The following is a 24,115-nucleotide window of genomic DNA, read 5'->3' as shown; positions in this document are numbered from 1 at the left end:
TCCGATGAGTGAGCATGTTGCGATGACGTCTGGTGTAATTTCTTATCCAAAGCCTGAGGCATGATTTCTTAAACAGGTTGTCGTTTAAGGAGAAAATTATGCAGAAAATATAAAGTGTTACAGCGTCTTTTGTGCGGTTTTCCAAAACGCATGGCGCTATGCGCGGCGTGCGGACAGAAATGATCAATAGGTTTTTATCTCAATCTATGCTTTCATTAGAATGTAATGTTAGGTGTCGGATTGAATGTCTTTCGTTTGGAATGCTCCAGTGGCTTCACGAATGGATCTGCCCAAGGGCCGGGTGACCATTTCGCAGGGACAATTTGCCGTCAGCGACGATCCCGATACGGTGATGACGACGGTGCTTGGCTCCTGCGTCGCGGCCTGTATTCGCGATCCTGTTCTCAGTCTCGGCGGTATGAATCATTTCGTCTTGCCGGGGCCAGTCACCAAAGGCATGAGCAAGAGCGAGGCGGCGCGATATGGCTGCCAGTTGATGGAGCTTCTTGTTGACGGACTGCTGGCACGTGGCGCAAATGTCTGGCGGTTGGAGGCAAAGATTTTCGGTGGCGCCAGTCCCGGCAACTCCTTCTATAATGTGGGGGCGCGCAATTTTGATTTCGCGCGGCAGTTTCTGTCAACGAACGGTATTGCGATCATTGAGGAAAATGTCGGTGGCCCTTATGGCTGCAAGCTCGAATATTGGCCCTATTCGGGCAAGACCAATTGCGTGCCGCTCAGCGGGCGCATGGGTGCGAAGCCCAAGGTTGCAGCAATTCGGTCGCCAGCTCAGAAGGTGTGAGGATATCGCCTTCACCGTGGCAAAACAATAAATCTAAAAAACAATGTGATAACGCACTCGGTCAGCAAGCGACCGGACGAGCGATCATTACCACGGGTAATTCCAATTTTCGCGCCGCGATAATTTTGCCATAGCTTGCCTCGCCGCCTGAATTGCGGGTCACGAGATGGGTGATGGCATGGCCTTCCAGCAGGGCTTTTTCTGCTTCCCAATCCGCCGCCGCTTTGCCGAGAATGATGTCGGCATGGGTAAAGGGCAGCGGCGTTGAAGGCGCATCCACCATGCGGATCACAAAGTGGCAATCCGTTCGCTGTGCGAATAGGTCGATATATTGCCGCCCCAGCGCCAGGAAGACCCTGGCTCCTTGCGGCAACGTCTGGGCCGCCGCTTCCAGCGTCTCAACCATGATCCAGCGGTCGCCGGGTTGCTCCAGCCATTGCAGTCGCAAATGCACGGTCAGCGGTACGTCCGCCTTTCGGCATGCTTCGATGGCATTGGCGGAAATTTGCCGGGCAAAGGGATGGGTGGCGTCGATCACCCTGGTAATGCCTTCAGTGCTTAGATAGGCCGCCAGCCCATCGACACCGCCGAAACCACCGATGCGGACGTCTCCGGCCAGACTGGCCGGATATTCGGTGCGTCCGGCCAGCGCGGTGATGACAGTGGTTTTGCCTTGCTCCACCAGTTCTGCGGCAAGCTTTGCCGCCTCCGCTGTGCCGCCGAGAATGAGGATGCGCTCAGGAGGCGATGGCAAGGATCGCTCCTGTCCGGTCGGTGACGATCACATCGACCGCGATATCGGCACCGCGCAGGACCGAAAGAGCTGTCTGTCTTGCCCTTTGCGCAATCGGTGTCGCCATGTCCAGATGGTTTTGCCGGGTGATGTCGAGAATTTCCAGGGCGGTGTTGGCGGACCTGATCTTTTCCTTGATGTCTTGCGAGAGAGGATGATCGGACATCAATGTTTCCATGAAGGAATTGTCGATCTGGCTGCGGGCGGAATGCAGATCCAGCGCGCCTTGCGCCAGCTTGCTCAATTTCGCAAATCCGCCAGCAATCGTCAGCCGGGGCACGGGGTGCTGGCGCAGATATTTGAGCAGGCCACCGGCAAAATCACCCATGTCCAGCAGCGCTTCCTGCGGCAGGCCATAAAGCTGCTGCGCGGTGCGCTCCGATGTCGAGCCGGTGGCACCCAGCACATGCGGAAGGCCCATGGCGCGCGCCACATCAATGCCGCGATGGATGGAGTGAATCCAGGCGGCACAGGAAAATGGATTGACGATGCCCGTGGTTCCGAGCACCGAAAGCCCGCCGATAATGCCCAGGCGTGGGTTCCAGGTCTTTTCCGCCAGTGCCTGACCACCGGGAATGGAAATGGTGATTTCCACATCAGGCGTCAATCCATGCTGTTTGGCCAGCGCCTCCACCTCGGCCGCCATCATCGCACGCGGGACGGGGTTGATGGCCGGCTCGCCAATGGCAAGCGGCAGGCCAGGCCGTGTCACCGTGCCGACGCCGTCGCCTGCCACGAAGCGGATGCCAGAACCAGCAGTGAGACGCCGTATAGTGGCGATCACGGTTGCGCCATGGGTCACGTCAGGGTCGTCACCGGCATCCTTGACGATGCCCGCCGAGGCCTGGCCGTCCGCGATCTGTTCATAGGCGAGCGCAAAGGCCGGCTCCTGCCCGCCCGGCAGGCGGATCGATACCGGGTCGGGAAATTCATCGGTCAAAAGCGCCGTCAGCGCTGCCTTGGTCGCGGCTGTCGCGCAGGCGCCCGTGGTCCAGCCCTTGCGCAGCGGTCCATTCGGCTTGCGCGAAGCGGCGGCATCAGGTGTTTCGGTGGGCGGCGCGGCTTCGGTCATGGTTCTTTATAGGCAAGGCTTGCGGCGGGGGGAAGATGGGGGCGTCCTTTGCCATTCATTCGGACAAACCATCTTCATGGCCGTATAATTTTCCCTGCCAACCGATTTCGGTTTGCAGAATTATGCAGTAGATCTTCTGACCATGATGCAAGATGTTTTCAAGCCTTTGCCCCTGTTGCAGCCGGGCCATGTCTGGCTGGCGGGGGCAGGGCCGGGTGATCCAGGTCTGTTGACGCTTTTGGCGGTGCGTGGCCTGTCCATGGCGGATGTGATTGTCCATGACGCGCTGGTGGATGAGGCTTGCCTTGCTTACGCCAATCCGGGTGCCGTGTTGGAATATGCCGGCAAGCGTGGTGGCAAGCCTTCGGCCCGGCAGCGCGATATTTCCCTGCGACTGGTGGAGCTGGCCAAATCCGGCAAGCGGGTGCTGCGGCTGAAAGGGGGAGACCCCTTCGTGTTCGGGCGCGGCGGCGAGGAGGCGTTGACATTGGTCGAGCATGGCGTGCCGTTTCGCATTGTGCCGGGCATTACGGCGGGTATTGGCGGGCTGGCCTATGCGGGCATTCCCGTCACTCACCGCGAGGTCAACCATGCTGTCACCTTCCTGACCGGCCATGATTCGTCTGGGGCCATGCCTGATGGCATTGACTGGAAGGCGGTCGCCAAGGGCTCGCGGGTGATCGTCATGTATATGGCGATGAAGCATATGGGCCATATCGCCGCGCAATTGATGGCGGCAGGACGCCAGCCTGAAGAACCGCTGGCCTTCGTCTGCGATGCTGCAACGGACCGGCAACGGGTGCTGGAAACCACGCTGGGTGAGGCCGATATCGCCATGCAGGCCGCTTGTATCCAGCCACCCGCCATCGTGGTGCTGGGCGATGTGGTGCGGCTTCGCCCCTCGCTGGACTGGTTGGGCGCCTTGTCGGGCCGCGCGCTGCAACCGGACCCCTTTGCCAATCGAAGCCTGAATGACAATCCATTAAAGGAGAGGGCATGAGCGGTCTTCTGATTGCCGCGCCTGCCTCCGGTTCGGGCAAGACCACCGTCACGCTTGGCCTGTTGCGTGCCTTGAGCGAGGCCGGTCATAAGCTGGCACCGGGCAAAGCCGGGCCGGATTATATCGATCCGGCTTTCCATGCGGCGGCAAGTGGTGAGACCTGCCTGAATTTCGACCCATGGGCGATGCGCCCGGAACTGATCGCCGCCAATGCCGGTCTGCATCGCCAGGGTGGCCGGACCCTGGTGGTCGAGGCGATGATGGGGCTTTATGACGGGGCAGCGGATGGCACCGGTTCGGCGGCGGATCTTGCCCTGATGCTGGGTCTGTCGGTGGTGCTGGTGGTCGATTGCGCCCGCACCTCGCATTCCGTCGCTGCCTTGGTAAAGGGCTTTGCCGATTTCAGGCCCGGCCTGCTGATGGTTGGTGTTATCATCAACCGGGTCGCCAGTGACCGGCACGAGGCGATGCTGCGCCAGTCGCTGGACGCGATCCGCATGCCGGTTCTGGGTGTGATCCGCACCGATACCGGCCTTGCCCTGCCGGAGCGGCATTTGGGATTGGTGCAGGCGGCGGAACAGGATGATCTTGAAGGCTTCATCAGCCATGCCGCGCAGGTCGTGGCAAAAGGCTGTGATCTCGACGCTATCATCAGGGCGGCGGTTCGCAGCCCTGATCCGGTCTCTGAGGCCAATATTGCCCGGCTTGCGCCGCTTGGTCGCTATATCGCTGTGGCGCGAGATGAGGCTTTTGCCTTTTGCTATGAGCATATGCTGCTGGGCTGGCGGCGACGGGGCGCGCAGATCAGCTTCTTTTCGCCCTTGCAGGATGAGGCTCCGGCAGACGATGCCGATGCGATCTATCTGCCCGGCGGTTATCCCGAACTTCACGCCGGGCGGATCGCCAATGCCCAAAGCTTCAGGGCGGGTATGCAAAAAGCAGCGGCAGGGCCGGTGAAGATTTACGGGGAATGCGGTGGCTATATGGTGTTGGGCGAGGGATTGACCGATGCGGATGGAACCGACCATGCGATGCTCGGGCTTTTACCGCTGAAAACCAGCTTTGCCACGCGAAAGCGGCAACTGGGCTATCGGCTTTTGCGGCCATTGGCGGGAGATTTTTTTGCCCATGCCATGACCGGCCATGAATTTCATTATTCGACCGTCATTGAGGAAGGCGAGGGAGACCGGCTGTTTGCCGCCGAGGATGCCCTGGGCGTTTCCCTGGGGCAGGTTGGGTTGCGGCGCGCCAATGTGGCTGGCTCCTATATGCATCTGATCGACCGTGCGGGCGAGAACCGGGCATGACAGTACAGCCCGGCCAGATCATTGCCCATGGCGGCGGCCTTGCGGCGGCAGCGCGCCTTTATGGCGGAAACATTGAAGACTGGCTGGACCTGTCCACCGGCATCAACCCCTGTCCACCGGATCTACCTGCCATCGATGCTCGCGCCTGGCATCGCCTGCCGGACCGCGAACGTGAGGATGCCGCCCGTCTCGCGGCACGGGATTTCTATCGCAGCGGAACCGTTCTGCCGCTGCCGGTTCCCGGCACGCAATCGGTCATCCAGATGTTGCCAAAGTTGATGGATGCAGGCAGGCGCGCCGCTATTCTCAGCCCCACCTATGGGGAATATGCCCATAGCCTCACGCTGGCTGGTATCGCTGTCGATGCGGTGGCCAGTCTTGAGGCAGTTACCTCCGCCCATGGACTGGCGGTGGTGGTCAATCCCAACAATCCGACGGGCCGCCAGACAGAACGGGCGGAACTGGTCGCCGTTGCGCGGCGCATGGCGGTTGGTGGCGGTCTTTTGCTGGTGGACGAAGCCTTTGCCGATGCGCAGCCGGAGCAATCGCTGGCGCCGCTTGTGGCCGCTCATCCTAATCTCGTGCTGTTTCGCTCCTTCGGTAAATTTTTCGGTCTGGCAGGCTTAAGGCTTGGCTTTGTGATTGCCGAGCAGGCGGTGTTGGACCGCTTTGCCTGTTGGCTTGGTCCCTGGGCGGTGTCCGGCCCGGCCTTGTCGGTGGCAACGCAACTGTTCAGTGCCGATCACCATGCGCTTCGCACTCGGATTTTTGCCCGCAAGGCGGCGCTTGATGCGGTTTTAGCGCAGGCCGGTCTGACGGTGATCGGTGGCACGCCGCTGTTTTCACTGGTGGAGCAGGCGGATGCAGCAAAGATCCATGCGCATCTGGCACGCGCGCATATCCTGACCCGGATTTTTGAGTATGCGCCCGGCTGGTTGCGGATCGGTCTGACGCCCGACGAAGAGGCCGATGCGCGGCTTCTGGCTGCCTTGCAGGCATTCCGGTCATGATGGAGGCGCATCTGCTTATCTTAGCTCTGGCACTGGCGCTTGACCGCGTGGTTGGCGATCCGCCTTGGTTATGGTCGCGCCTGCCGCATCCGGTCGTGGTGTTTGGCAAATGCATTGCCGCATTGGATTGGCTTTTGAACCGGCCTGTTCTGGCCGATCCGCTGCGCAAGGCGGGCGGGGTGCTGACGATTGCGCTTCTGCTGCTTGCAAGCCTTGGCGTTGGATATGGGCTGCATCTTTTGTTTGCGGCACTTGGCTTTCTCGGGATGCCGCTGGAAATTGCCGTTACGGCGGTGTTTCTGGCGCAGAAAAGTCTGTTGGACCACGTGAAGGCTGTCGCCGATGGCTTGTTGCATGAGGGGCTTGCCGGTGGCCGCCGGGCCGTGTCGATGATTGTCGGGCGCGATCCCGATGTGCTTGATGAGGCCGGTGTGGCGCGTGCCGCGCTGGAAAGCCTGTCGGAAAACTTTGCCGATGGGGTGGTGGCACCTGCCTTCTGGTATGGCGTGCTCGGCCTGCCGGGTCTGCTTGCCTATAAAATGCTGAACACGGCCGATTCGATGATCGGCCATAAATCCGAGCGCTACTTGCAGTTCGGCTGGGCTTCTGCCCGGCTGGACGATTTGGCCAATTGGCCTGCTGCCCGGCTGGCGGGATTGTTGACTGTGTGTTCCGTCTGGTTGGACAATGGCGCTCTGGCAGCCCGGCGATGCTTCTCTGTCATGATGGCTGACCATGGCCTGCATCGGTCGCCAAACTCCGGCTGGCCGGAAGCGGCTGCGGCGGGTGCGCTGGATGTGGCGCTGGCGGGACCGCGAATTTATGCAGGAGAAACAGTGCGGGAGCCCATGATGAACGCCGCTGGTCGGCGCGCTATCGGCGGTGCCGATATCAGGCTTGGCATGCGGCTGATCGATGGCGCCTGGCGTCTAGGTCTGGGTCTCCTGGTGGTTTTGATCGTCCTTTGATCGGGTAGCGGTTACTTTTTTCATCCTATCAGCACGGAATCTGCCTTCTTTTCGGGCCGGTGACGGATCGCTATCTGTTCGACGCCGGGCGAATTGCCCGGAATGAGGTTCAGATAGGCCGAAACCGCAGAGCTGTTTCGGCTTCCAGCATGCATAAAGGGGCAGTTGATGACGAAGGTTGCTGTTGTTTTTCACTCGGGCTATGGCCACACCAAACGGGTTGCGGACTATGTTGCCAAGGGCGCTAGCGCCGAACTGATCGAAATCGATAGTGAGGGCAATGTTTCGGAAGCCGGCTGGGACAGCCTATCTGCCGCCGACGCCATCATTTTCGGGTCGCCGACCTACATGGGCAATGTGAGCTGGCAGTTCAAGAAATTCGCAGAGGCGTCGTCGAAGATCTGGTTCACACGTGGCTGGCATAACAAGATTTTTGGTGGTTTCGTCAACAGCGCCAGCTTTAACGGCGACAAGGCCGTCGCGCTGATTTCATTGCAGACTTTGGCATCTCAACATGGCGGTATTTGGGTTAGCCTCGGTCTTTTGCCGAGCAATAGCAAGGCTGCGCAGCGCACCGACATCAACAATCTCGGTGGTTCGGTCGGGCTTCTGGTTCAGTCGCCCTCCGATGCTAGCGTCGATGAGATTCCCCAGGGCGACCTCGATACCGCTCTCGCTTATGGCGAACGTGTTGCAGACATCGCTGGCCGGTTGACGTAATCGGCTCTTCCCAAGCGCCGTGCGCCATTGATGTGCACGGCGCTTGTCCTGTCGATTACGCACATCATCCTGCATGCGCCTGCCGTTTTTTGTGGCATGTATCGCTTCTCTCATGCAGTTATGGTGAAGCTCTTCATTGGCGGTGAGGGATTCGTCTCTTCGCCGCCACGAAAGCGACAGGAACGGGAGCGCGAGCATGAGTGACATCGAAGAGCAAGTGCGCGCGCGCCATTCCCGTGACGAGGAAAAGGCCGATATCTACGACGAGGACGGCTCGATCCGCAGTGATTTCCGTGCGCTTGTTGGCGCCGCTATCGCCGATCGCGATGTGCTGTTCCTGCGCAAGGAAGTTGCGCATCTGCACGAATCGGAAATGGGCGACCTGATCGAAGCGATCCAGCCGGATCAGCGTTTGGCGCTGATTACCCTTCTGGGTGACGATTTCGACATGACGGCGCTGACCGAGGTGGATGACGCCATCCGCCTGCAGATCGTCGACCAGATGCCGAACGAGCAGATCGCCGCAGCTATCGGCGATCTCGATTCGGACGATGCCGTCTACATTCTCGAAGACCTCGACCAGGAAGACCGCGACGAAATCCTCGCGCAATTGCCGTTTACCGAGCGGGTGCGGTTACGCCGCGCGCTGGATTATCCGGAAAGCTCTGCCGGACGGCGCATGCAGTCGGAATTCGTGGCCGTGCCACCCTTCTGGGCGGTGGGCCAGACCATCGATTATATGCGCGAGGAAGAAGGTCTTCCCGAAAGCTTTACCCAGATCTTCGTCATCGATCCCACCTTCAAGCTGCTGGGTGTGGTCGATCTCGACCGAATCCTGCGCACCAAGCGGCAGGTGAAGATCGAAACCATCATGCGCGAGACCAACCATCCGATCCCGGCCGAAATGGACCAGGAAGAGGCGGCGCAACTGTTCGAGCAATACGACCTTCTCTCCGCCGCCGTGGTCGATGAAGGTGGGCGCCTGGTGGGCGTGCTGACCATCGATGACGTGGTTGACGTGATCCAGGAAGAGGCCGAGGAAGACTTGATGCGCCTGGGCGGCGTCGGCGATGAAGAATTGTCGGACAGCATTCCCGAGACATCCCGCTCGCGCGTGCCGTGGCTGCTGGTCAACCTGCTGACCGCATTTTTGGCGGCCTCGGTGATTTCGCTGTTTGAGGCAACCATTGAGCAGATCGTCGCGCTGGCGGTGCTGATGCCGATCGTGGCGGGCATGGGCGGCAATGCCGGATCGCAGACCATGACCGTGACGGTGCGGGCGCTCGCCACTCGCAATCTCGACATTCACAATGCCTGGCGGGTGGTTCGACGCGAAGCGGGCGTCGGGTTGTTAAACGGAGTGATCTTCGGCATCTTGATCGGCGTCATTGCCGGGTTCTGGTTCCATGACCCCAATATTGGCGGCATCATTGCCTCGGCCATGCTGATCAACATGATGGCCGCTGCCATTGCTGGCATTCTCATTCCGTTATTGCTGGACAAGATCGGTGCCGACCCGGCGGTTTCCTCGGCGGTTTTCGTGACCACCGTCACCGATATTACCGGATTCTTTTCGTTTCTGGGCCTCGCAAGCTGGTGGTTTGCAATCTAGGCCTTTGAGCGCCCCATCTGCAATTGGCAAAATCTGTCAAAGCAGCGAGATGTTTCCCGCTTGAAGCAGCGAGGTGAACAAAAATTGACTTTTACGTCAAAGTTAATATGATTATCGTCTTGAGCGATACGGAACACCATGGCCTTGAAAAAATCTTACAGCATCACCGAGTTGACCCGAGAATTCGGCGTTTCGACCCGCACTCTTCGTTTCTACGAGGATGAAGGGTTGATCCAGCCGGAACGCAAGGGCCGTACCCGTGTCTACCGGGGTGCCGACCGCCATCTTTTGAAAGAAATTCTGCGCGCTCGTCGCATCGGCTTTACCGTAGCAGATATCCGCGAAATCATCCATGTCTATAAGCAGCCACCGGGCGAGGTCGGGCAATTGAAGCTGATGATGAAGCGTATCGATGAAAAGCGTGATGATTTGCGCCAGAAACGCAAGGATATCGAGGAGACCCTGGCCGAGCTGGATCAGGCCGAAGAGGCCTGCCTGACCCGTCTGGTGGAAATTGGTGTCGGTTCATAGAGCGAGCCGACACCCTTTTTGCTAATCTCATCGCTTCCGGTATTCCGTTAAAGCCAGCGGCGTGTGTGCTGGCAGTAGCGTTCGAAATCGACGCCGAACCGTACCAATAGATGCATTTCCTCACAGCGGATGGCGACCATGGTCGTCAACATGGCGGTGAGGGGCGCTGCCAGGACCAGCCAGACATTGCCGAGAATCATTCCCGCCGCGACCATCAGCAGCGTATAGCCGAGATAGATCGGATTGCGGGAATAGCGGTAAGGCCCCTCTGTCACCAGCCGCCGGGCGCGCTGGTGCTGGCTAAGGGGTGTATAATTGGACATCAGGGTCTTGATGGCCCAGAAATCGATGGCGATTGCACCGGTGGCGATCATTGCGCCGGTCATCCACATGACGGGCCCCTGGTCCTCGAAAGGACTGACAGGGGCAATATAGGCATCTAGAAAAAAAGCAATGACACAGGCGCCGACATAAAGAAGCGGCGGCCATGGGTATTTCAGCGGCTTCATGCGATAGGCGTTCATGTTAGGACCCTTTATTGGCTGGCGATCGTGCATTCCCGCGCCAGTTTCAGGACCCTTTCATCTTGCGCCGCTATGATTGCCCCAGACTGGAGCGGTTCGAGTATATTTCCGGTCTGCAACTTCTCCAGTGTGCAGCCGCAGAACCTTTGGCAAAAGCCAGCGTCGTTATTGCCTGCCGTGCAGGATTGCTGGCAACTGCGGTCATAGGCCGCTGCTCTGTCGGGTGGGGGCGGGGCGACGACCAGCGTCGCCAGATAGACCAGAGCGATCAGCACCGGTTGATGCACCAGGTAGAAGATCAGGCTATGGCGACCCGCAAGCGAGAGCAATTTCGGGCCGGATGGCCAGGCTGCCAGTTTTTGCCACAGGCCGAACCGCAGGGCGAGGCGGGCGCTGGCAATGCCAAACAATACGGCGGCAAACCATGGAAAAACAGGCACATAGTCATTTGAGCGCGGAATGGTCTCGGACAGGCCAAGCCACCAGAAATACGGTGCGTCGAACACAGCCGAGCGCGCATAAAACGGCAGAATCAGCGTGGCAATCGCCGCGCCCAGCGTGACGACGACTGGAAGCCGAATGAAGGCCAGGCCGAGCAGGCTCATCAGCGCGATGGCGTGGAGAATGCCGAAAAAGATCCAGCCCGCGCCCATGGCCAGATAGGTGGCAACGGATATGGCAAAGGCACTTGCGGCAATCTGCGCCAGCCGCTTGCCGAACGGTTTCCAGCGAATACCATTTCGATGCGCCAGCACCAGGCCGATGCCGACAAGGAACAGAAAGGTCGAGGCGATGCAGCGGGCATAGATCTTCAGAACCCCGGTTTCCGCCGTACCCGGTGGCAGATAGCCGAAGAATTCCAGATCCCAACTGAAGTGATAGGAAGCCATGGCCAGCAGCGCCAGTCCGCGCATTGCATCGAGCAGGCCGATGCGGGTGTTGGATTTGGCGGGAAGGGGGGATTCGGTCGGAAAAGCCACGCGATGTCCTGAAACAGCTATCTACGGCGACGGTCATGCTGGTGGGCAAATAGTCGCCGGGGCAGATCATGCCCTTGGTTCGAGTTATACCAACGTCACTTTAAATGACATCTGACACCACGGTCCTTTACGACATTCCAGATGACCTGTCGCCATCGGTTGCGTGATGGGGGCTGGTTTGAAGGCTTGCTGTCATCTGTCCTGGCGTGGAGAGCGGATTTTTCAGCATGGCAGCCAGCCGGGCATTGGAGAAGAACTGGCGATGCACCAGCACGAAGAAAATCAGCACCGTGGTTGCCATGAACATATAGGCGTTCAGGAACCAGCCGAGATAGCCCATGGACATGAAGATCGCCCGCAGGCCTGAATTGAAATTCTGCGCGGCGATGACATTCATGGCAATCACGGTTTCGGCCGCGTCTTCGGCTGCGGCCGGGTCCTGGCGAACCTCCGCATGCATGGGCAGGCCACCGAACAGAATGGTGCAATAGTTGAACAGGCGATAGGACCAGCCAAACTTGAAGAAAGAATAGCCGAAAATCGCAATCAGCCCGCAGACTTTCAATTCAAATGCGGCCCGCCCGCCCGCCCCGAATAAAGGCAAGTCCCGCAACACCAGATCGACCTTTTCGGTGGCGCCCAGCATGGCGAAACATCCACCGATGGCGATGATCGATGTCGAGGCAAAGAAGGCCGTGCCGTTTTGCAGGCCGGCGAGGATCTGCGTGTCGATCATCCGCAGGTCGCGCTTCAGCGCATTGAAGATCCAGGCGCGGCGGCGCTCCGCCATGATCCGGCTGAGGCTGAGGCGGGATTTGATCAGGCGGCCATTGGTTAAAAACGCCAGGCCGAACCAGCAGCAGAAAAACAGCAGCAGAGCGAGCCAATCCAAAAGTGTCATGTCCGACATTGTCTTTCAAACTTTGGGGTAACAACAGGTGATGACTGTTGCGAATCTGCAATTTTCATCCTGTTTTATCATGCTGGGCTGATTTTATCATGATAGGCCGAGGCCAATTCACAAAGCGCCAATATCAATTGTCACTGTCGATAATGGAGATGAAGCGCTCATGCCAAGGTGCTTGCGGTATCGTTTAAGAAATATACGGCTCTGACCGCTGTCAGCGATTGAGCAGGGCCGCCAAATCGTCTATCCATGCTGTGCTCGGGGGCTTTCGGGGGATTGGCCTCGTGCCTGCCGCTTTGTTGCGGTAGAAATCCGCTTTACGGCGGGGGACGACAGCGCGGCTGGAGATGAGCCGCGCTGTTTTTGTTTTGCGGTTTTTGTCGCTACGGTTTCACTGAATGTCGATCCTTCATCACGAATTTGCCGAGGATAAGGCTAGAGTTTAGGCTATTGGCTGCGGCTTCACGGGTAGGGTCCTTGCATGTTTCTTTCCGTCTTCGACGTTTTCAAGATCGGCATCGGGCCATCCAGCTCGCACACGATGGGGCCGATGTCGGCAGCGGGCCGGTTTCTTGATCTGATCCTCTCCAATGACTGGCCGCGCCCGGCTGGCGCCGAGGTCGCGGCACTGAAGGTCAGCCTGCACGGTTCGCTGGCTTATACCGGTGTAGGCCATGGCACCGACCGCGCCGTTATCATCGGCCTGACCGGCGAGATGCCCGACAGGGTCGATCCGGACCGGATGGCGGAGCTCGTCGCCGAGGTGCAGCGCAGCGGCAAGGTCTGTCCCACCGGGCATCCGGCCTATCAGTTCAATCCGGCCACCGATTTGGTGCTGGACAAGAAGACGCCACTGTCGGGTCACGCCAATGGAATGCGATTTTCGGCCTTTGACAAACAGGGTCGCCTGCTGCTGACAACGGTCTATTATTCCATCGGTGGCGGTTTCGTGGTGACCGATATCGAGCTTGCCGCCGTGCAGAAGACAAAGAAGACGGAAACTCACGCTGTCAAAGTGCCTTATCCTTTCGCCTCCGCCCGGCAGATGCTGGCCATGGCTGCATCATCAGGGCTGACGATTGCCCAGATGAAGCGCGCCAATGAGGAAGTCTCCCTGAGCCGCCAGGCGCTGGACGAAGGCCTCGACCGGCTTTGGACGGCGATGAGCGGCTGTATCGATCGCGGTTTGCGGGGCGAGGGCGAACTGCCCGGCGGGTTGAAAGTCAAGCGTCGCGCCCGTTACATTCATGACAAGCTCCAGGAGGAATGGCGTTCCAACCGGCAGAACCCGCTGCTCGCCAATGACTGGCTCTCGGTCTATGCAATGGCCGTCAATGAGGAAAATGCCGCTGGCGGCAGGGTGGTGACGGCGCCGACCAATGGAGCGGCAGGCGTCGTGCCTGCGACGATCCGTTATTACCTGCATTTTCACCCCGATGCCGATCAGGAGGGCGTGCGCGACTATCTGCTGACGGCTGCGGCCATCGGCGGCATTATCAAGCACAACGCCTCGATTTCTGGCGCTGAGGTCGGCTGTCAGGGGGAAGTGGGGTCGGCAGCCGCCATGGCTGCGGCAGGATTGGCAGCGGTGATGGGCGGCAGCCCGGAGCAGATCGAAAATGCCGCCGAGATTGCGCTGGAACATCATCTCGGCATGACCTGCGATCCGGTGGGGGGGCTGGTGCAGGTGCCCTGCATCGAGCGCAATGCGCTGGGTGCCGTCAAGGCGGTGACAGCAGCCTCGCTGGCCATCAAGGGCGATGGCAGCCATTTCGTGCCGCTCGACGCCTGTATCGAGACCATGCGCCAGACCGGCAACGACATGAGTGAGAAATATAAAGAGACCTCGCTTGGTGGCCTGGCCGTCAATGTCGTGGAATGTTAACGGTACTGCTTGACCTGCGGCATGAAAGGTCTATCTGCAAAACCCATGGCGCTCAATCTCATCAAACTCTGTGTCGGGGCCGATAGCATCGACGATCTCAAGCACTGGGTCGCGGAACGCGCCCTGGTGGCGATGTCGGCTGGCTTGGCGCCGCAAAGTTCGCATGTCACCCGGATGATGCCAAAACGGGTCGAGGAATTGCTGGACGGCGGCTCGCTCTATTGGATCATCAAGGGTCAGGTTGCAGCCCGCCAGCCGCTGCTGGACATTGTCGGCGTCACCGGCGCGGATGGAATCAACCGTTGCGAACTGGTGCTCGGCCCTGAAGTCATCGAAACCACGCCAGCGCCACGCCGCCCGTTTCAGGGCTGGCGCTATCTGGACCCGAAAGATGCCCCGCGCGATCTTTCCGCTGGCGGTGCGGGCCTGGATGATATGCCCGACGACTTGAAGCGGGAACTGGCGGAACTCGGATTGCTGTAGATCTTATCAGAACAGCCATTAAAAACGATTCGGCTTATTCCATGTTCGAATATCCCAAACCTTTGATGTATTTGCGATTTCGTCAAGGCGGGGATGTGGTTCACGTTTTTGAGCCTTGATATTATTCATTGCGATGCAAAGGCGCGGAAATCATTTTTAAAATGGATATTTTTGCCTAAAAGTAGCTCAATTGAAATAATTCAAAAAAATCAAATACTTAATTTCTATTTTAGCGTGCCGGTTGCGATATGTGGTGGGGACCTTTCAGATTTTATATTTGAATTCACTAACGGTTAAGACGCATCAACTATGTTTCTGATCAAGGAATCCAAAGTGGCCACGTGTGGCTTGCAGAGGCACAATCGAAGGCTGGCGGGATTACGGCATAGATTGCAATTCGGGCGATTCACTGTGCAGAGGCTTGCATTGCACGTGTTTGTCTGGATCGGCAGCGATTTAAGGACGTATATTCTAAAATACTGTCCCAAACCTATGAAAGCTGGGAGAAAATTTGATGACCACATCGCATCTGGTGCAAGCGGGCTCTCTCGAGATCATTGCTTTCCGGCTTCATGCGCAGGAATTTTGCGTTAAAACCACGTCCATTCGGGAAATTCGCGGTTGGGCCACTGTGACCCCGCTCCCCCATGCGCCTTACGAAGTGCTGGGCGTGATGAACCTGCGCGGCACGGTTATCCCGATCGTCGATCTGGCCGTCAAGCTTGGTATGGCCAATTCCGAGGTCAACCAGCGCAGCGCCGTGGTCGTGGCTGATGTCAATGGCGTGACCGTCGGTCTGCTGGTAGATGGCGTTTCCGACATCCTGACCATCCCCGCCGACCGCTTGCAGCCCTTGCCTCAGGCGGCAGGGCCAAGCGCTGCCTTTTCCGACGGCATCATTGCCCAGGGCGAAAGCATGATTTGCTTCCTCAACCTTGAGCGCATGTTCGGCGTTAATGACGCAGACGACTGGGGCATGGCAGTTTAATATCGAACGTTTGATAACGTCGGTATTCGACTTCCAACCTTGATGTATTTCAACAATCACCCTGGACCGGTTTCGGTCTGGGGTTTTTTGTGTGACCGGGCGGACAAGACCATTCTGCTAGAGTCTGTCAGGTTCAGATTGAACCAGACAGACTCTCGCTACTCTTGTTTTCGTTTGTCTTTTCGAGAAAACCGGGTTCCACTTTTCCTAAGGCAAACTCTAGGATGATGTTGTCGGCCAGGGTGTCGGCAACCGCCGCGATGCAATCGTTTTTTGTGTCGCATCGGATTTTCCCGAAAAGACAACCGAAACATCTGCAGTCGGGGTGCATTGGGTTCCATCTAAACCTGACATACTCTAGGGAATATCTGAAACGCCCTCTTGCAATTCCGCCTCAGGTCGTTGAAAACGCTGCTTACGCGGACGTGGCGAAACTGGTAGACGCAAGGGACTTAAAATCCCTCGGAGCAATCTGTACGGGTTCGACCCCCGTCGTCCGCACCAACCACAACGGACTGTGTCCTTTATCCCCGGTGTTGTTTTTGTCGCTGTTTTCCGCAGCTGACTGACTTTGTGTCCCATCGCGTTCTTAATCTTAAGTATAAGAAAATTAGAATTCACTAAAAATTAGATTTTACCCGGTAGTTTTCAAGGGTGCCGCCGGATCAGCCGACCGTTGCAGACCAATCATTCTGTGCGGTTTGGCGGGGACTGGAGCCGGTTCGGCGCGCCAAAAATTTACCCCCACATGTACTCGAAGGTCGAGCCACCTTGAGTTACGAGGCAATGAGATGAAAAACCTATCAATCATCGGGAAATTTCTGTCGATCATGGCGCTGTTCGGGTTATTTACCATCGGCATTGCGGCCTATTCCGGAGCGAAGCTGAAATCCATCGACGCAGCGTATAGCGGTTTGTTGGAGCAGGAATCCGCTGCTTCGCTTTACCTGGCGCGCGCCAATCGGTCGATGCAGTCTGCACGGGCCTCTTTGGCCGATATCATGTTATCGCGTACGGACGCACTCAATCAGTCCGCCGTAAAGGAATTCGAGACGGCTCGAGGTTCTTTCGTGACGTTCATGGATACAGCGACAAAGGCGCTTCCTGATAATCCCGACATCGCCGCGCTTAAAGCGGATACTCTGAAAATTCTCGACCAGGCCTGTGGCAATGCCATGCAGGCGGGTAAAGCCGCTACCACCGATGATGAGGTCACAAAATCCCAGTCGACTTTTCTGAAGGAATGCCAGCCTGAGTTTGCAAAGATTTCGCCGCGCTTTACCGAAGTCGTTACGACAATTAGCAAGGCTGCCGATGCAGAAAGTAACGACCTGACTGATATGACCAATAGCACGGTGATGACGACTGTGGTTGGCGTGCTGGTAGGCTTGGTTCTCGTTCTGACAATCGGCTTTTTCGCCATCCGCGCCTGGCTGGTTGTGCCGATCCGCGATCTGGCCACCAAGATGGGCATTTTGTCCGGCGGTGATCTTTCGGCAATGGTCGAGGGAACAGACCGTCGTGATGAAGTTGGTGTCATGGCGCGTGCCGTGCAGATCTTCAAGGATAACGGCCTTGCCGCTCGCGAGCTGGAAAAACAGGCCGCTGCGGTCCGCGACATGAGCGAAGTGGAACGCCAGCGCGTTGCTGAGGCCGATGCCAAGCGCTCCGCTGAAATGGCCCAGGCAACGTCTGGACTTGCGGAAGGCTTGAAGCGGCTTTCGGCTGGGGATCTCACCTTCCAGCTTACCCAGAATTTTGCCAGTGAATTCGAAGGTTTGCGGACAGACTTCAACAGCACGGTTGAGCAATTGCGTGACACGATGTCGTCCGTTGCCATCTCGACAAGCTCGATTGACAGCGGTTCGCGAGAAGTGAGCCAGAGCGCCAACGATCTGTCGAAGCGTACCGAACAGCAGGCAGCCTCGCTGGAAGAAACCGCAGCGGCGCTGGATCAGATCACCACCAATGTCTCCAATTCCTCCAAGCGTGCGGAAGAAGCCCGGGCGATGGCCGTCCAGGCCAACCAGTCGGCCCGGCAGTCCGGCGAAGTGGTCTCGAATGCCGTCAACGCCATGCAGCGGATCGAGCAGTCGTCCAGCCAGATCTCCAACATTATCGGCGTGATCGATGAAATCGCCTTCCAGACCAATCTTCTGGCGCTGAATGCCGGTGTGGAAGCGGCGCGTGCAGGTGAGGCTGGTAAGGGTTTTGCCGTGGTCGCCCAGGAAGTGCGCGAACTTGCCCAGCGCTCTGCCCAGGCTGCCAAGGAAATCAAGGACTTGATCCGCAATTCCGCCAGCGAAGTTGAAAATGGCGTCAAGCTGGTGACGGCAACCGGTGAAGTTCTGAAGGTGATCGAAGGCCATGTCGTCGCCATCAACGGCCAGCTCGACGCCATCGCCATTTCGGCGCGCGAACAGTCCGTCGGCCTGTCTGAGGTCAATATCGCCGTCAACCAGATGGACCAGGTGACCCAGCAGAATGCCGCCATGGTGGAAGAAGCCACCGCCGCCAGCTCGTCGCTGGCCAATGAAGCGGAAAAGCTGCGCCATCTGGTCGGTCAGTTCCAGATTGGTTCCGGAGCAGTAGTCAATGCCGCCCCTTCCGGAGGCAGGTCCGCTGGTCCTGTTCCAGCCAGCGCCGGGCAAAGGCCTGTCGCGTCACCCGCCCGCCGTATGGTCGGTCAGGTCGCCAAGGCACTCGGCATGAATACCGCAGCCAAGCAGGAAAGCTGGGAAGAGTTTTAAGACCATCTGACAGCATCGGATTTTCCGAAAACCGGTGCTTATTTCTCGGCTCTATCGTCTCGTTGCTCAAGCCGCCCTGCGTTTTCCCTCACGCAGGGCGGCTTGCTGTTTGGCGGGTGGGGGGACAAGACTTCGGACGAGCGGCAATGACAAAAAAGGTCTTGGCCGATAATTTCGTCTCTCTGTTTGGTCCAGTCTCGCAAAAGTGACGTTACATCGATATGCATCAAAGAAATGCATGAAAGCCGCCGCACGATTTCCGATCCGTTGCCTGGTCGTCACCTTAAATCGGACCCGATTGAGGGAATTATGCGGTTAGCAAAAGATAGTTTCAGTTCGTCAAAGCTCGTCAAAGTCCGTTAGAAGGCCCCGCCATGTCCGATTCCACCTCCGTTTCCCCGTCTCAAGTTGTCACCGCCGCCATGCTTGCCATAGGTGATGAATTGCTGTCTGGCCGCACCAAGGACAAGAATATCGGCCATCTGGCCGATGTGCTGACCCTGGCCGGTATCGACCTCAAGGAAGTGCGGATTGTCGCTGATGAGGAAGAGGCAATCGTCGAGGCGCTGAATGCGCTGCGCAGCCGCTATAACCATGTTTTCACCTCGGGTGGCATTGGCCCGACCCATGACGATATTACCGCCGATGCCATCTCAAAGGCGTTCGGTCTGCCGTGCCTGCATGACGAAAAGGCCATGGCGCTGATGGCGGAAATGTATGCCCGCCGTGGCCTGGAATTTACCGAGGCGCGCCAACGGATGGCCCGCATGCCGCAAGGCGCGGAGCATATCGCCAATCCGGTTTCCACCGCGCCGGGATTCCGGGTGGAGAATGTCTATGTCATGGCCGGTGTCCCGCAGGTGTTTCAGGCCATGCTCGAAAATGTCGTCAAAACCCTGCCCGGTGGCGTCCGTGTTCTGTCGCGGGCAATTGCCTGCCCCTATGGCGAAGGCGAGATCGGCACGGCGCTGGCCGCTGTTCAGAAGGCGCATCCGCAGACCAGCATCGGTTCTTATCCACGCTATGATGGCGCCAAAGGTTTCCACACCGAACTCGTGGTGCGGGCCAGGGCCGAAGATGTTCTGAATGCCGCCGTTTTTGATGTCGAGGAGATGATCGCGGCAATTACCGGCGGCAAGACCACCGTGCTGGAGGCCTGAGAATGTCCCGCGTGGCTGAGACTTGAGTGGGAATCCAGATCAGCCTTGAGCGTAATCCCAATTCAGCCTTGAGCGAAATCAAGGAACCGGCGTGGTTTCGGCGCATTATCTTTTTCGGTGGTTGGGTGGGATGACGCAAGCGTGTCTTCCTGTCGCCCAGACCACGATGCAGTATGCTTTTGCTCGGACGATGTTCGATCGGAGCAATTTGCCGGGAGATGACAATGGCTTACAAGACAATTTTGAGCGTTCTCGACAATCGCCGTACGGCAGCGCAGGTTTCTGATTTTTCCATAGCGCTGGCCGAACAGTTCGGGTCCCATGTCATCGGCGTTCATTGCGAAGCAGTCGCCGGCATGCCCCTGATCGCGCCGATGGAAATACCCGATCCGGTCGCGGTTCAGGCCATGCAGGATCTGGCCCATAAGGAAACCGGGGCCATAGAGGCGATCTTCGCCGAGGTAGCGCGACGCGAAGGCGTGTCGACCGAATGGCGCAATTTCGTGACCTCCGTCGGCTCGACAGGTTCGTTTGTCGACAGCGCCCGCTGCGCCGATCTGGTCGTGGCCGCTCAGGGAGAAAGCGGTTCGCTTTCGGATAACCGCAGCGAACTGGAAACGGCGTTGTTTGATAGCGGCAGGCCCGTGCTGCTCGTTCCTTACATCTTGAAGACACCCCGGCCGATCAAGCGGGTGCTGATTGCCTGGAATGGGTCGCGCGAAGTGGCGCGTGCCACATTCGATGCCCTCCCTTTCCTGAAACAGGCTGAAAGCGTTGAAATCTTCTCGGTGGTCGATAGCGGCGGTGACGACCTTTCACGCAGCCTGCCCGGCGCCGAAATCGCCGCGACGCTGAGCCGCCACGATATCAATGTCACCGTGACCCAGCAGGATCAGGAGCAATTGAAGGCGGCAGCGCATATCGAAAACCGCTTGTCCGACCAGAGCATCGATCTGTTGGTGATGGGAGCCTATTCCCACAAGCGCTGGTGGGAAGTGCTGTTCGGTGGCGTGACCCGCACCGTCCTTGATTCCATGACGGCCCTGACATTACTTTCGCGCTGATAAGCGCTGGATTGCAGAATGTGATGACGCAAGGCATTCGGTTTCCAACCGGATGCCTTGCTGTTTCCGGCATCCTCTTTCCGTCTCTTGCCTTCATGGGCAGATTGCCGCTATAGCACCGAGAAAGACAAGGAGCCGAAAGGGCTTTTGTGCAACGCCTGCGCCCATGGCTCCTTAAGCCGGGTGGCAGCCGGGTTGATGCGCAAGCTGAATGGCGTCACTGTCTTCGTTTTTGCTGCGATGACGCGGCGGGCGGTTGAAACGCGAAGCGCTTCGATTGCCTTTCCTTCTGTCTTTTCTTGATGCGCGGAGCCCTTGCATGTCTCTTCCCGATAAAGCCTTTCCCGTTGCCTGGGATCAATTCCATCGTGATGCCAGGGCGCTTGCCTGGCGCCTGGCCGGGCTTGGGCAGGAGTTTCGCGCCATTGTCTGCATCACCCGGGGCGGGCTGGTGCCGGCAGCGATCATTTCGCGCGAGCTGAATATCCGCCTGATCGAGACGGTTTGCGTCGCCTCCTATCACGACTATGTCAACCAGGGCGAATTCAACCTGCTGAAGGGCATTACACCTGAATTGCTGACCAATGGCGGCGAAGGCGTGCTTGTTATCGACGACCTCACCGATACCGGCAAGACCGCCACGGAAGTGCGCTCGATCATCCCGAAGGCGCATTTTGCCTGCGTCTATGCCAAGCCGAAAGGCGTGCCGACGGTCGATACATTCGTGACCGAGGTCAGCCAGGATACCTGGATCTATTTCCCCTGGGACATGGGCTTTACCTATCAGGAACCGATCGCCAAGGGCCATAAGGGTTAAAAGCCTTGCAATCTATGGATCGGCGCAATTGATCGCTGTCAATGCGTCGGCCATGGTTCCCCTGCAAAAGGCAATCTGTTGTTGATAATGGATTTCCCCATGCTGATTGCGACCTTTCTCCCCGCTGTCCTGGCGCTGCTGCTGGCGCCCGGGCCAACCAATACCTTGATGGGTGTTGCCGGTGCCCAGGCTGGCCTAAGGCGCGTGCTGCGTCTCTTGCCAGCGGAACTGGCGGGCTATCTGACGACCATCCTGCCACTGGTTTATCTGGGAGATCAGCTGATGGCGCGCTGGCCTGCCGCTGCCATCCTGCTGAAAATCGCCGCAGCGATCTGGGTATTGGTCATCGCTTTTAAACTTTGGCAGGCGCCGGGGCAGGGGAAAGCTCTCAATCAGATCACGGCGGGCCGGATCTATCTGACGACGGCGCTCAATCCCAAGGCATTGGTCTTCGGTCTCGTTCTTCTGCCTGCTCCCGACAATTCGAATTTCCTGCCGTGTCTCGGCCTGTTCTGCCTGTTGGTCGGCGCCGTGGCCTTGCTTTGGGGCTCCGCCGGGCGATTGACTCAGGCAGGGCATGGCGGTCAGGGCAGATTGCATGTCCTCCAGCGCGTCGCCGCTGTCTGGCTCACATGCGTCTCGGTCTCTCTTATCGTTGGCGTTGTGACCACGGTTTAGTCAGACGGACAGGCCCTTCCATCACATCTCTCAATAAAAAGCCCCTGCGGTTTTTCAAACGCAGGGGCTTTGAATTTCGTAGCTTTTGGAAGAGTAAAACCTCTTCGGTTTGATCACGCCACCGCGCGATACTCACCCCGTCTGTTATCCTCCAGCCGGAACTGTTCAATCTGCACCAGCAGCTGTCGGGATTCGCTGGCCAGGACCTGGCTGGCAGCCGTGGTTTCTTCGACCATGGCGGCGTTCTGCTGGGTCATCTGGTCCATGTGGTTGACGGATGTGTTGATTTCAGCCAGCGCCGCCGACTGTTCTTGCGCGGCGCGGGCGATGCTCGCCACATGGCCGTTGACATGGTCAACCAGGCCGACGATTTCGTTCAACGCTTCGCCGGTGGACAGAACCAGCGAGACGCCACCCTTGACTTCATCGGCGGAGGTGTTGATCAGCGCCTTGATTTCGCGGGCCGCATTGGCCGAGCGCTGGGCCAGTTCGCGGACTTCCTGGGCAACAACGGCAAAGCCGCGTCCGGCCTCCCCGGCGCGGGCCGCTTCGACACCGGCATTCAGCGCCAGGAGATTGGTCTGGAAGGCGATTTCGTCGATCACCGAAATGATCTGGCTGATCTTTTGTGAGGATTGCTCGATCCGGCCCATCGCGTCGATGGCGCTGCGGACGATCTCGCCGGATTTGCCGGCGCTGTTGCGGGTCTGCTCCACCATCTGGTTGGCTTCATGGGCGCGTTCAGTGGAGGTGCGGACCGTCGTGGTGATTTCTTCGAGCGCTGCTGCGGTCTCTTCCAGGGCTGCTGCCTGCTGTTCGGTCCGGCGGGCCAATTGGTTGGCGGCAGAACTCAGTTCGCCGGAATTGTCGGTAATCGTACCCGAAGCGCCGCGAATGCTTTGCATGGCTTCGCGAAGCGTCGCCATCGCATGGTTGACGTTGCTCTGCAATTCGGCAAAGGCGCCCTGGAAATTGCCGCGCATATCCTGGGTAAGGTCGGAAGAGGAGAGGGCGGCAATCACCCGCCGGACCTCGGTGACGCCAAGATCGACATTGGCCACCAACTCGTTGACGCTGGAGGCGAAGCGTTGCAGATCAGCATCCTCGTAGGATTTGGTGATGCGCTGCGAGAAATTGCCTGCGGCTGCCGAGGCGACAATGCTGCTGATGCAGGATTGCAGATCCTTGCTCTGGCTGTTGAGCGCGGCTTCCTGCGCTTCCATTTCCTGCATCTGCAAGCGGTTGGCGCGGAAGATTTCCAGGGCGCGGGCCATCTCACCGATTTCGTCGCCGCGCTCTGTGCCCGGAATGGTGTCGCCCAGGGCGCCTTTGGCAATCCGGTTCATGTTATCGGTCAAAAGACGGATCGGATTGACGATGCCGCGACGGGCAATCAGCGTGCTGACCGCAACGCCGACAACAATGCTGATCGCTGCGGTCGACAGGAGTGCGATCATCGTCAGCTGCGAGCTGGCAATGGCATTGCTGCGGGCCGCAGACAGGGTCTTGGCGGAATAGGTGCTGTAGACCTTGACCGCCGCCGTCACCGCTTTTTGTCCGTCAAGGGCCTTGGAAAGCTCCTTGGCCATCACGCCGGGTTCCTTGGCGGCGTCTGTGCCGGCCACTTTCACCATCTGGCGGATCTGATCGAAATAGGCGCTGAGCGTCGTGCGGACGTCCTGCAATTGTTTCTGCTCGTTCTCGTCGGCAGTGGCCGCGATCTTTGGCAGGCGCGCCAGCATTTCGCTGGAGCGCGTTTCGGTTTCCTTGGCGAAATCGGCGGCCTTTTCCGGCGCGAAAGCCAACTGATAAGTCATGCGGCTGATGGCGATAATGTCGACGCGCAGGTCCATGGCCTCGCGGGCCACTTCTTCACGTTTTCCGGTGTTTTGAAGCGAGGCGCCAAGCGAAGACAGGCCGAAGGCGCCAGCAGCGGCGATAGCACCTGCCGCAACGCCCATCAGCACCACAAGAAGACTGACCTTCTTCAGGATAGATAGATTACTGATGGTCATGACCAAACCTTAAGCGCGGCCCGGCGCTCTCATGGCGACTGACGCGGCA

22 protein-coding genes and 1 tRNA gene are annotated in these 24,115 nt (G+C 58.4%); 17 read left to right on the top strand and 6 right to left on the bottom strand.

Translation table 11 applies throughout. The features are described from left to right. The first annotated feature begins 268 nt into the window (after positions 1 to 268). Complete coding sequence (locus FS819_RS08470; RefSeq protein ID WP_234624429.1) at positions 269 to 802, top strand: chemotaxis protein CheD; 534 nt, start codon at positions 269 to 271, stop codon at positions 800 to 802. Positions 803 to 863: 61 nt separating this feature from the next. On the opposite strand, the gene FS819_RS08465 is transcribed toward FS819_RS08470, so the two are convergent. Further along, the gene (locus tag FS819_RS08465) at positions 864 to 1,556 is read right to left on the bottom strand and encodes a cobalt-precorrin-6A reductase (RefSeq protein ID WP_156551452.1); all 693 of its coding nucleotides are present in this window, start codon (positions 1,554 to 1,556) and stop codon (positions 864 to 866) included. Next, a complete protein-coding gene (locus FS819_RS08460; protein ID WP_156551453.1) occupies positions 1,540 to 2,667 on the bottom strand; it encodes a cobalt-precorrin-5B (C(1))-methyltransferase in 1,128 nt (375 codons plus the stop codon). The genes FS819_RS08465 and FS819_RS08460 overlap by 17 nt, the downstream gene beginning before the upstream one ends. Before the next feature lie 142 nt (positions 2,668 to 2,809). On the opposite strand from FS819_RS08460, the gene cobA reads away from it, so the two are divergent. The 7 genes from cobA (at position 2,810) to FS819_RS08425 (ending at position 9,815) form a co-directional block, all read left to right on the top strand. After that, on the top strand, positions 2,810 to 3,667 hold the full coding sequence (cobA, locus tag FS819_RS08455; protein ID WP_156551454.1) for a uroporphyrinogen-III C-methyltransferase: 858 nt from the start codon (positions 2,810 to 2,812) through the stop codon (positions 3,665 to 3,667). Continuing rightward, positions 3,664 to 4,974: a cobyrinic acid a,c-diamide synthase CobB gene (locus tag FS819_RS08450; RefSeq protein ID WP_156551455.1), complete on the top strand. Its 1,311-nt coding sequence runs from the start codon at positions 3,664 to 3,666 to the stop codon at positions 4,972 to 4,974. Before cobA ends, FS819_RS08450 begins: the two co-directional genes overlap by 4 nt. After that, positions 4,971 to 5,984 (top strand): threonine-phosphate decarboxylase CobD, encoded by a 1,014-nt coding sequence (gene cobD, locus FS819_RS08445; protein ID WP_156551456.1) that lies wholly within the window; start codon positions 4,971 to 4,973, stop codon positions 5,982 to 5,984. The genes FS819_RS08450 and cobD overlap by 4 nt, the downstream gene beginning before the upstream one ends. Further along, positions 5,981 to 6,952 (top strand): adenosylcobinamide-phosphate synthase CbiB, encoded by a 972-nt coding sequence (gene cbiB / locus FS819_RS08440; protein ID WP_156551457.1) that lies wholly within the window; start codon positions 5,981 to 5,983, stop codon positions 6,950 to 6,952. The genes cobD and cbiB overlap by 4 nt, the downstream gene beginning before the upstream one ends. Before the next feature lie 168 nt (positions 6,953 to 7,120). Continuing rightward, positions 7,121 to 7,672 carry a flavodoxin family protein gene (locus FS819_RS08435; protein ID WP_156551458.1) on the top strand — a complete coding sequence of 184 codons (552 nt, stop codon included), beginning with the start codon at positions 7,121 to 7,123 and terminating at the stop codon, positions 7,670 to 7,672. A gap of 196 nt (positions 7,673 to 7,868) precedes the next feature. Beyond that, positions 7,869 to 9,284, top strand: coding sequence for a magnesium transporter (gene mgtE, locus FS819_RS08430; RefSeq protein WP_156551459.1), 1,416 nt, complete (start codon positions 7,869 to 7,871; stop codon positions 9,282 to 9,284). Positions 9,285 to 9,428: 144 nt separating this feature from the next. After that, the gene (locus tag FS819_RS08425; protein WP_060716796.1) at positions 9,429 to 9,815 is read left to right on the top strand and encodes a MerR family transcriptional regulator; all 387 of its coding nucleotides are present in this window, start codon (positions 9,429 to 9,431) and stop codon (positions 9,813 to 9,815) included. 47 nt (positions 9,816 to 9,862) lie between these two features. On the opposite strand, the gene FS819_RS08420 is transcribed toward FS819_RS08425, so the two are convergent. The 3 genes from FS819_RS08420 to FS819_RS08410 form a co-directional block, all read right to left on the bottom strand. Continuing rightward, positions 9,863 to 10,339: a methyltransferase family protein gene (locus FS819_RS08420; protein ID WP_156551460.1), complete on the bottom strand. Its 477-nt coding sequence runs from the start codon at positions 10,337 to 10,339 to the stop codon at positions 9,863 to 9,865. Positions 10,340 to 10,350: 11 nt separating this feature from the next. Continuing rightward, entirely contained in the window at positions 10,351 to 11,319 is a 969-nt protein-coding gene (locus tag FS819_RS08415) for an acetyltransferase domain-containing protein (RefSeq protein ID WP_234624428.1), read from the bottom strand. Positions 11,320 to 11,446: 127 nt separating this feature from the next. After that, positions 11,447 to 12,220 (bottom strand): DUF599 domain-containing protein, encoded by a 774-nt coding sequence (locus FS819_RS08410; RefSeq protein WP_156629722.1) that lies wholly within the window; start codon positions 12,218 to 12,220, stop codon positions 11,447 to 11,449. A gap of 487 nt (positions 12,221 to 12,707) precedes the next feature. Between FS819_RS08410 and FS819_RS08405 the strand changes: the two genes are divergently transcribed. The 9 genes from FS819_RS08405 to FS819_RS08365 all read left to right on the top strand — a co-directional run bounded on the left by FS819_RS08405 (position 12,708) and on the right by FS819_RS08365 (position 22,051). After that, entirely contained in the window at positions 12,708 to 14,111 is a 1,404-nt protein-coding gene (locus tag FS819_RS08405; protein ID WP_156547580.1) for an L-serine ammonia-lyase, read from the top strand. Between the two features lie 45 nt (positions 14,112 to 14,156). Then, complete coding sequence (locus FS819_RS08400) at positions 14,157 to 14,594, top strand: DUF1489 family protein (protein WP_156536293.1); 438 nt, start codon at positions 14,157 to 14,159, stop codon at positions 14,592 to 14,594. Between the two features lie 514 nt (positions 14,595 to 15,108). Continuing rightward, positions 15,109 to 15,582, top strand: a complete 474-nt coding sequence (locus tag FS819_RS08395) for a chemotaxis protein CheW (RefSeq protein ID WP_015916294.1) — start codon at positions 15,109 to 15,111, stop codon at positions 15,580 to 15,582. Positions 15,583 to 16,001: 419 nt separating this feature from the next. Further along, positions 16,002 to 16,086 (top strand) — tRNA-Leu (locus tag FS819_RS08390). Between the two features lie 287 nt (positions 16,087 to 16,373). Beyond that, the gene (locus tag FS819_RS08385; RefSeq protein WP_156629723.1) at positions 16,374 to 18,332 is read left to right on the top strand and encodes a methyl-accepting chemotaxis protein; all 1,959 of its coding nucleotides are present in this window, start codon (positions 16,374 to 16,376) and stop codon (positions 18,330 to 18,332) included. A gap of 374 nt (positions 18,333 to 18,706) precedes the next feature. Next, positions 18,707 to 19,492, top strand: a complete 786-nt coding sequence (locus FS819_RS08380; RefSeq protein ID WP_156547582.1) for a competence/damage-inducible protein A — start codon at positions 18,707 to 18,709, stop codon at positions 19,490 to 19,492. 224 nt (positions 19,493 to 19,716) lie between these two features. Continuing rightward, the gene (locus FS819_RS08375) at positions 19,717 to 20,556 is read left to right on the top strand and encodes a universal stress protein (protein ID WP_070150563.1); all 840 of its coding nucleotides are present in this window, start codon (positions 19,717 to 19,719) and stop codon (positions 20,554 to 20,556) included. A gap of 319 nt (positions 20,557 to 20,875) precedes the next feature. Continuing rightward, complete coding sequence (gene gpt / locus FS819_RS08370; protein WP_015916290.1) at positions 20,876 to 21,373, top strand: xanthine phosphoribosyltransferase; 498 nt, start codon at positions 20,876 to 20,878, stop codon at positions 21,371 to 21,373. A gap of 99 nt (positions 21,374 to 21,472) precedes the next feature. Then, positions 21,473 to 22,051: a hypothetical protein gene (locus FS819_RS08365; protein WP_156547583.1), complete on the top strand. Its 579-nt coding sequence runs from the start codon at positions 21,473 to 21,475 to the stop codon at positions 22,049 to 22,051. A 113-nt stretch (positions 22,052 to 22,164) separates the two neighbouring features. Here FS819_RS08365 and FS819_RS08360 read toward each other — a convergent pair whose 3' ends face one another. Next, the gene (locus tag FS819_RS08360) at positions 22,165 to 24,066 is read right to left on the bottom strand and encodes a methyl-accepting chemotaxis protein (protein ID WP_156547584.1); all 1,902 of its coding nucleotides are present in this window, start codon (positions 24,064 to 24,066) and stop codon (positions 22,165 to 22,167) included. Between the last annotated feature and the right edge of the window lie 49 nt (positions 24,067 to 24,115).

The sequence above is a fragment of the Allorhizobium sp. Av2 genome (assembly GCF_021462805.2).
GTDB lineage: Bacteria > Pseudomonadota > Alphaproteobacteria > Rhizobiales > Rhizobiaceae > Allorhizobium > Allorhizobium vitis_G.
The sequence above is the reverse complement of the archived record's forward strand: the minus strand, read 5'-3'. Positions and strand labels throughout refer to the sequence as shown.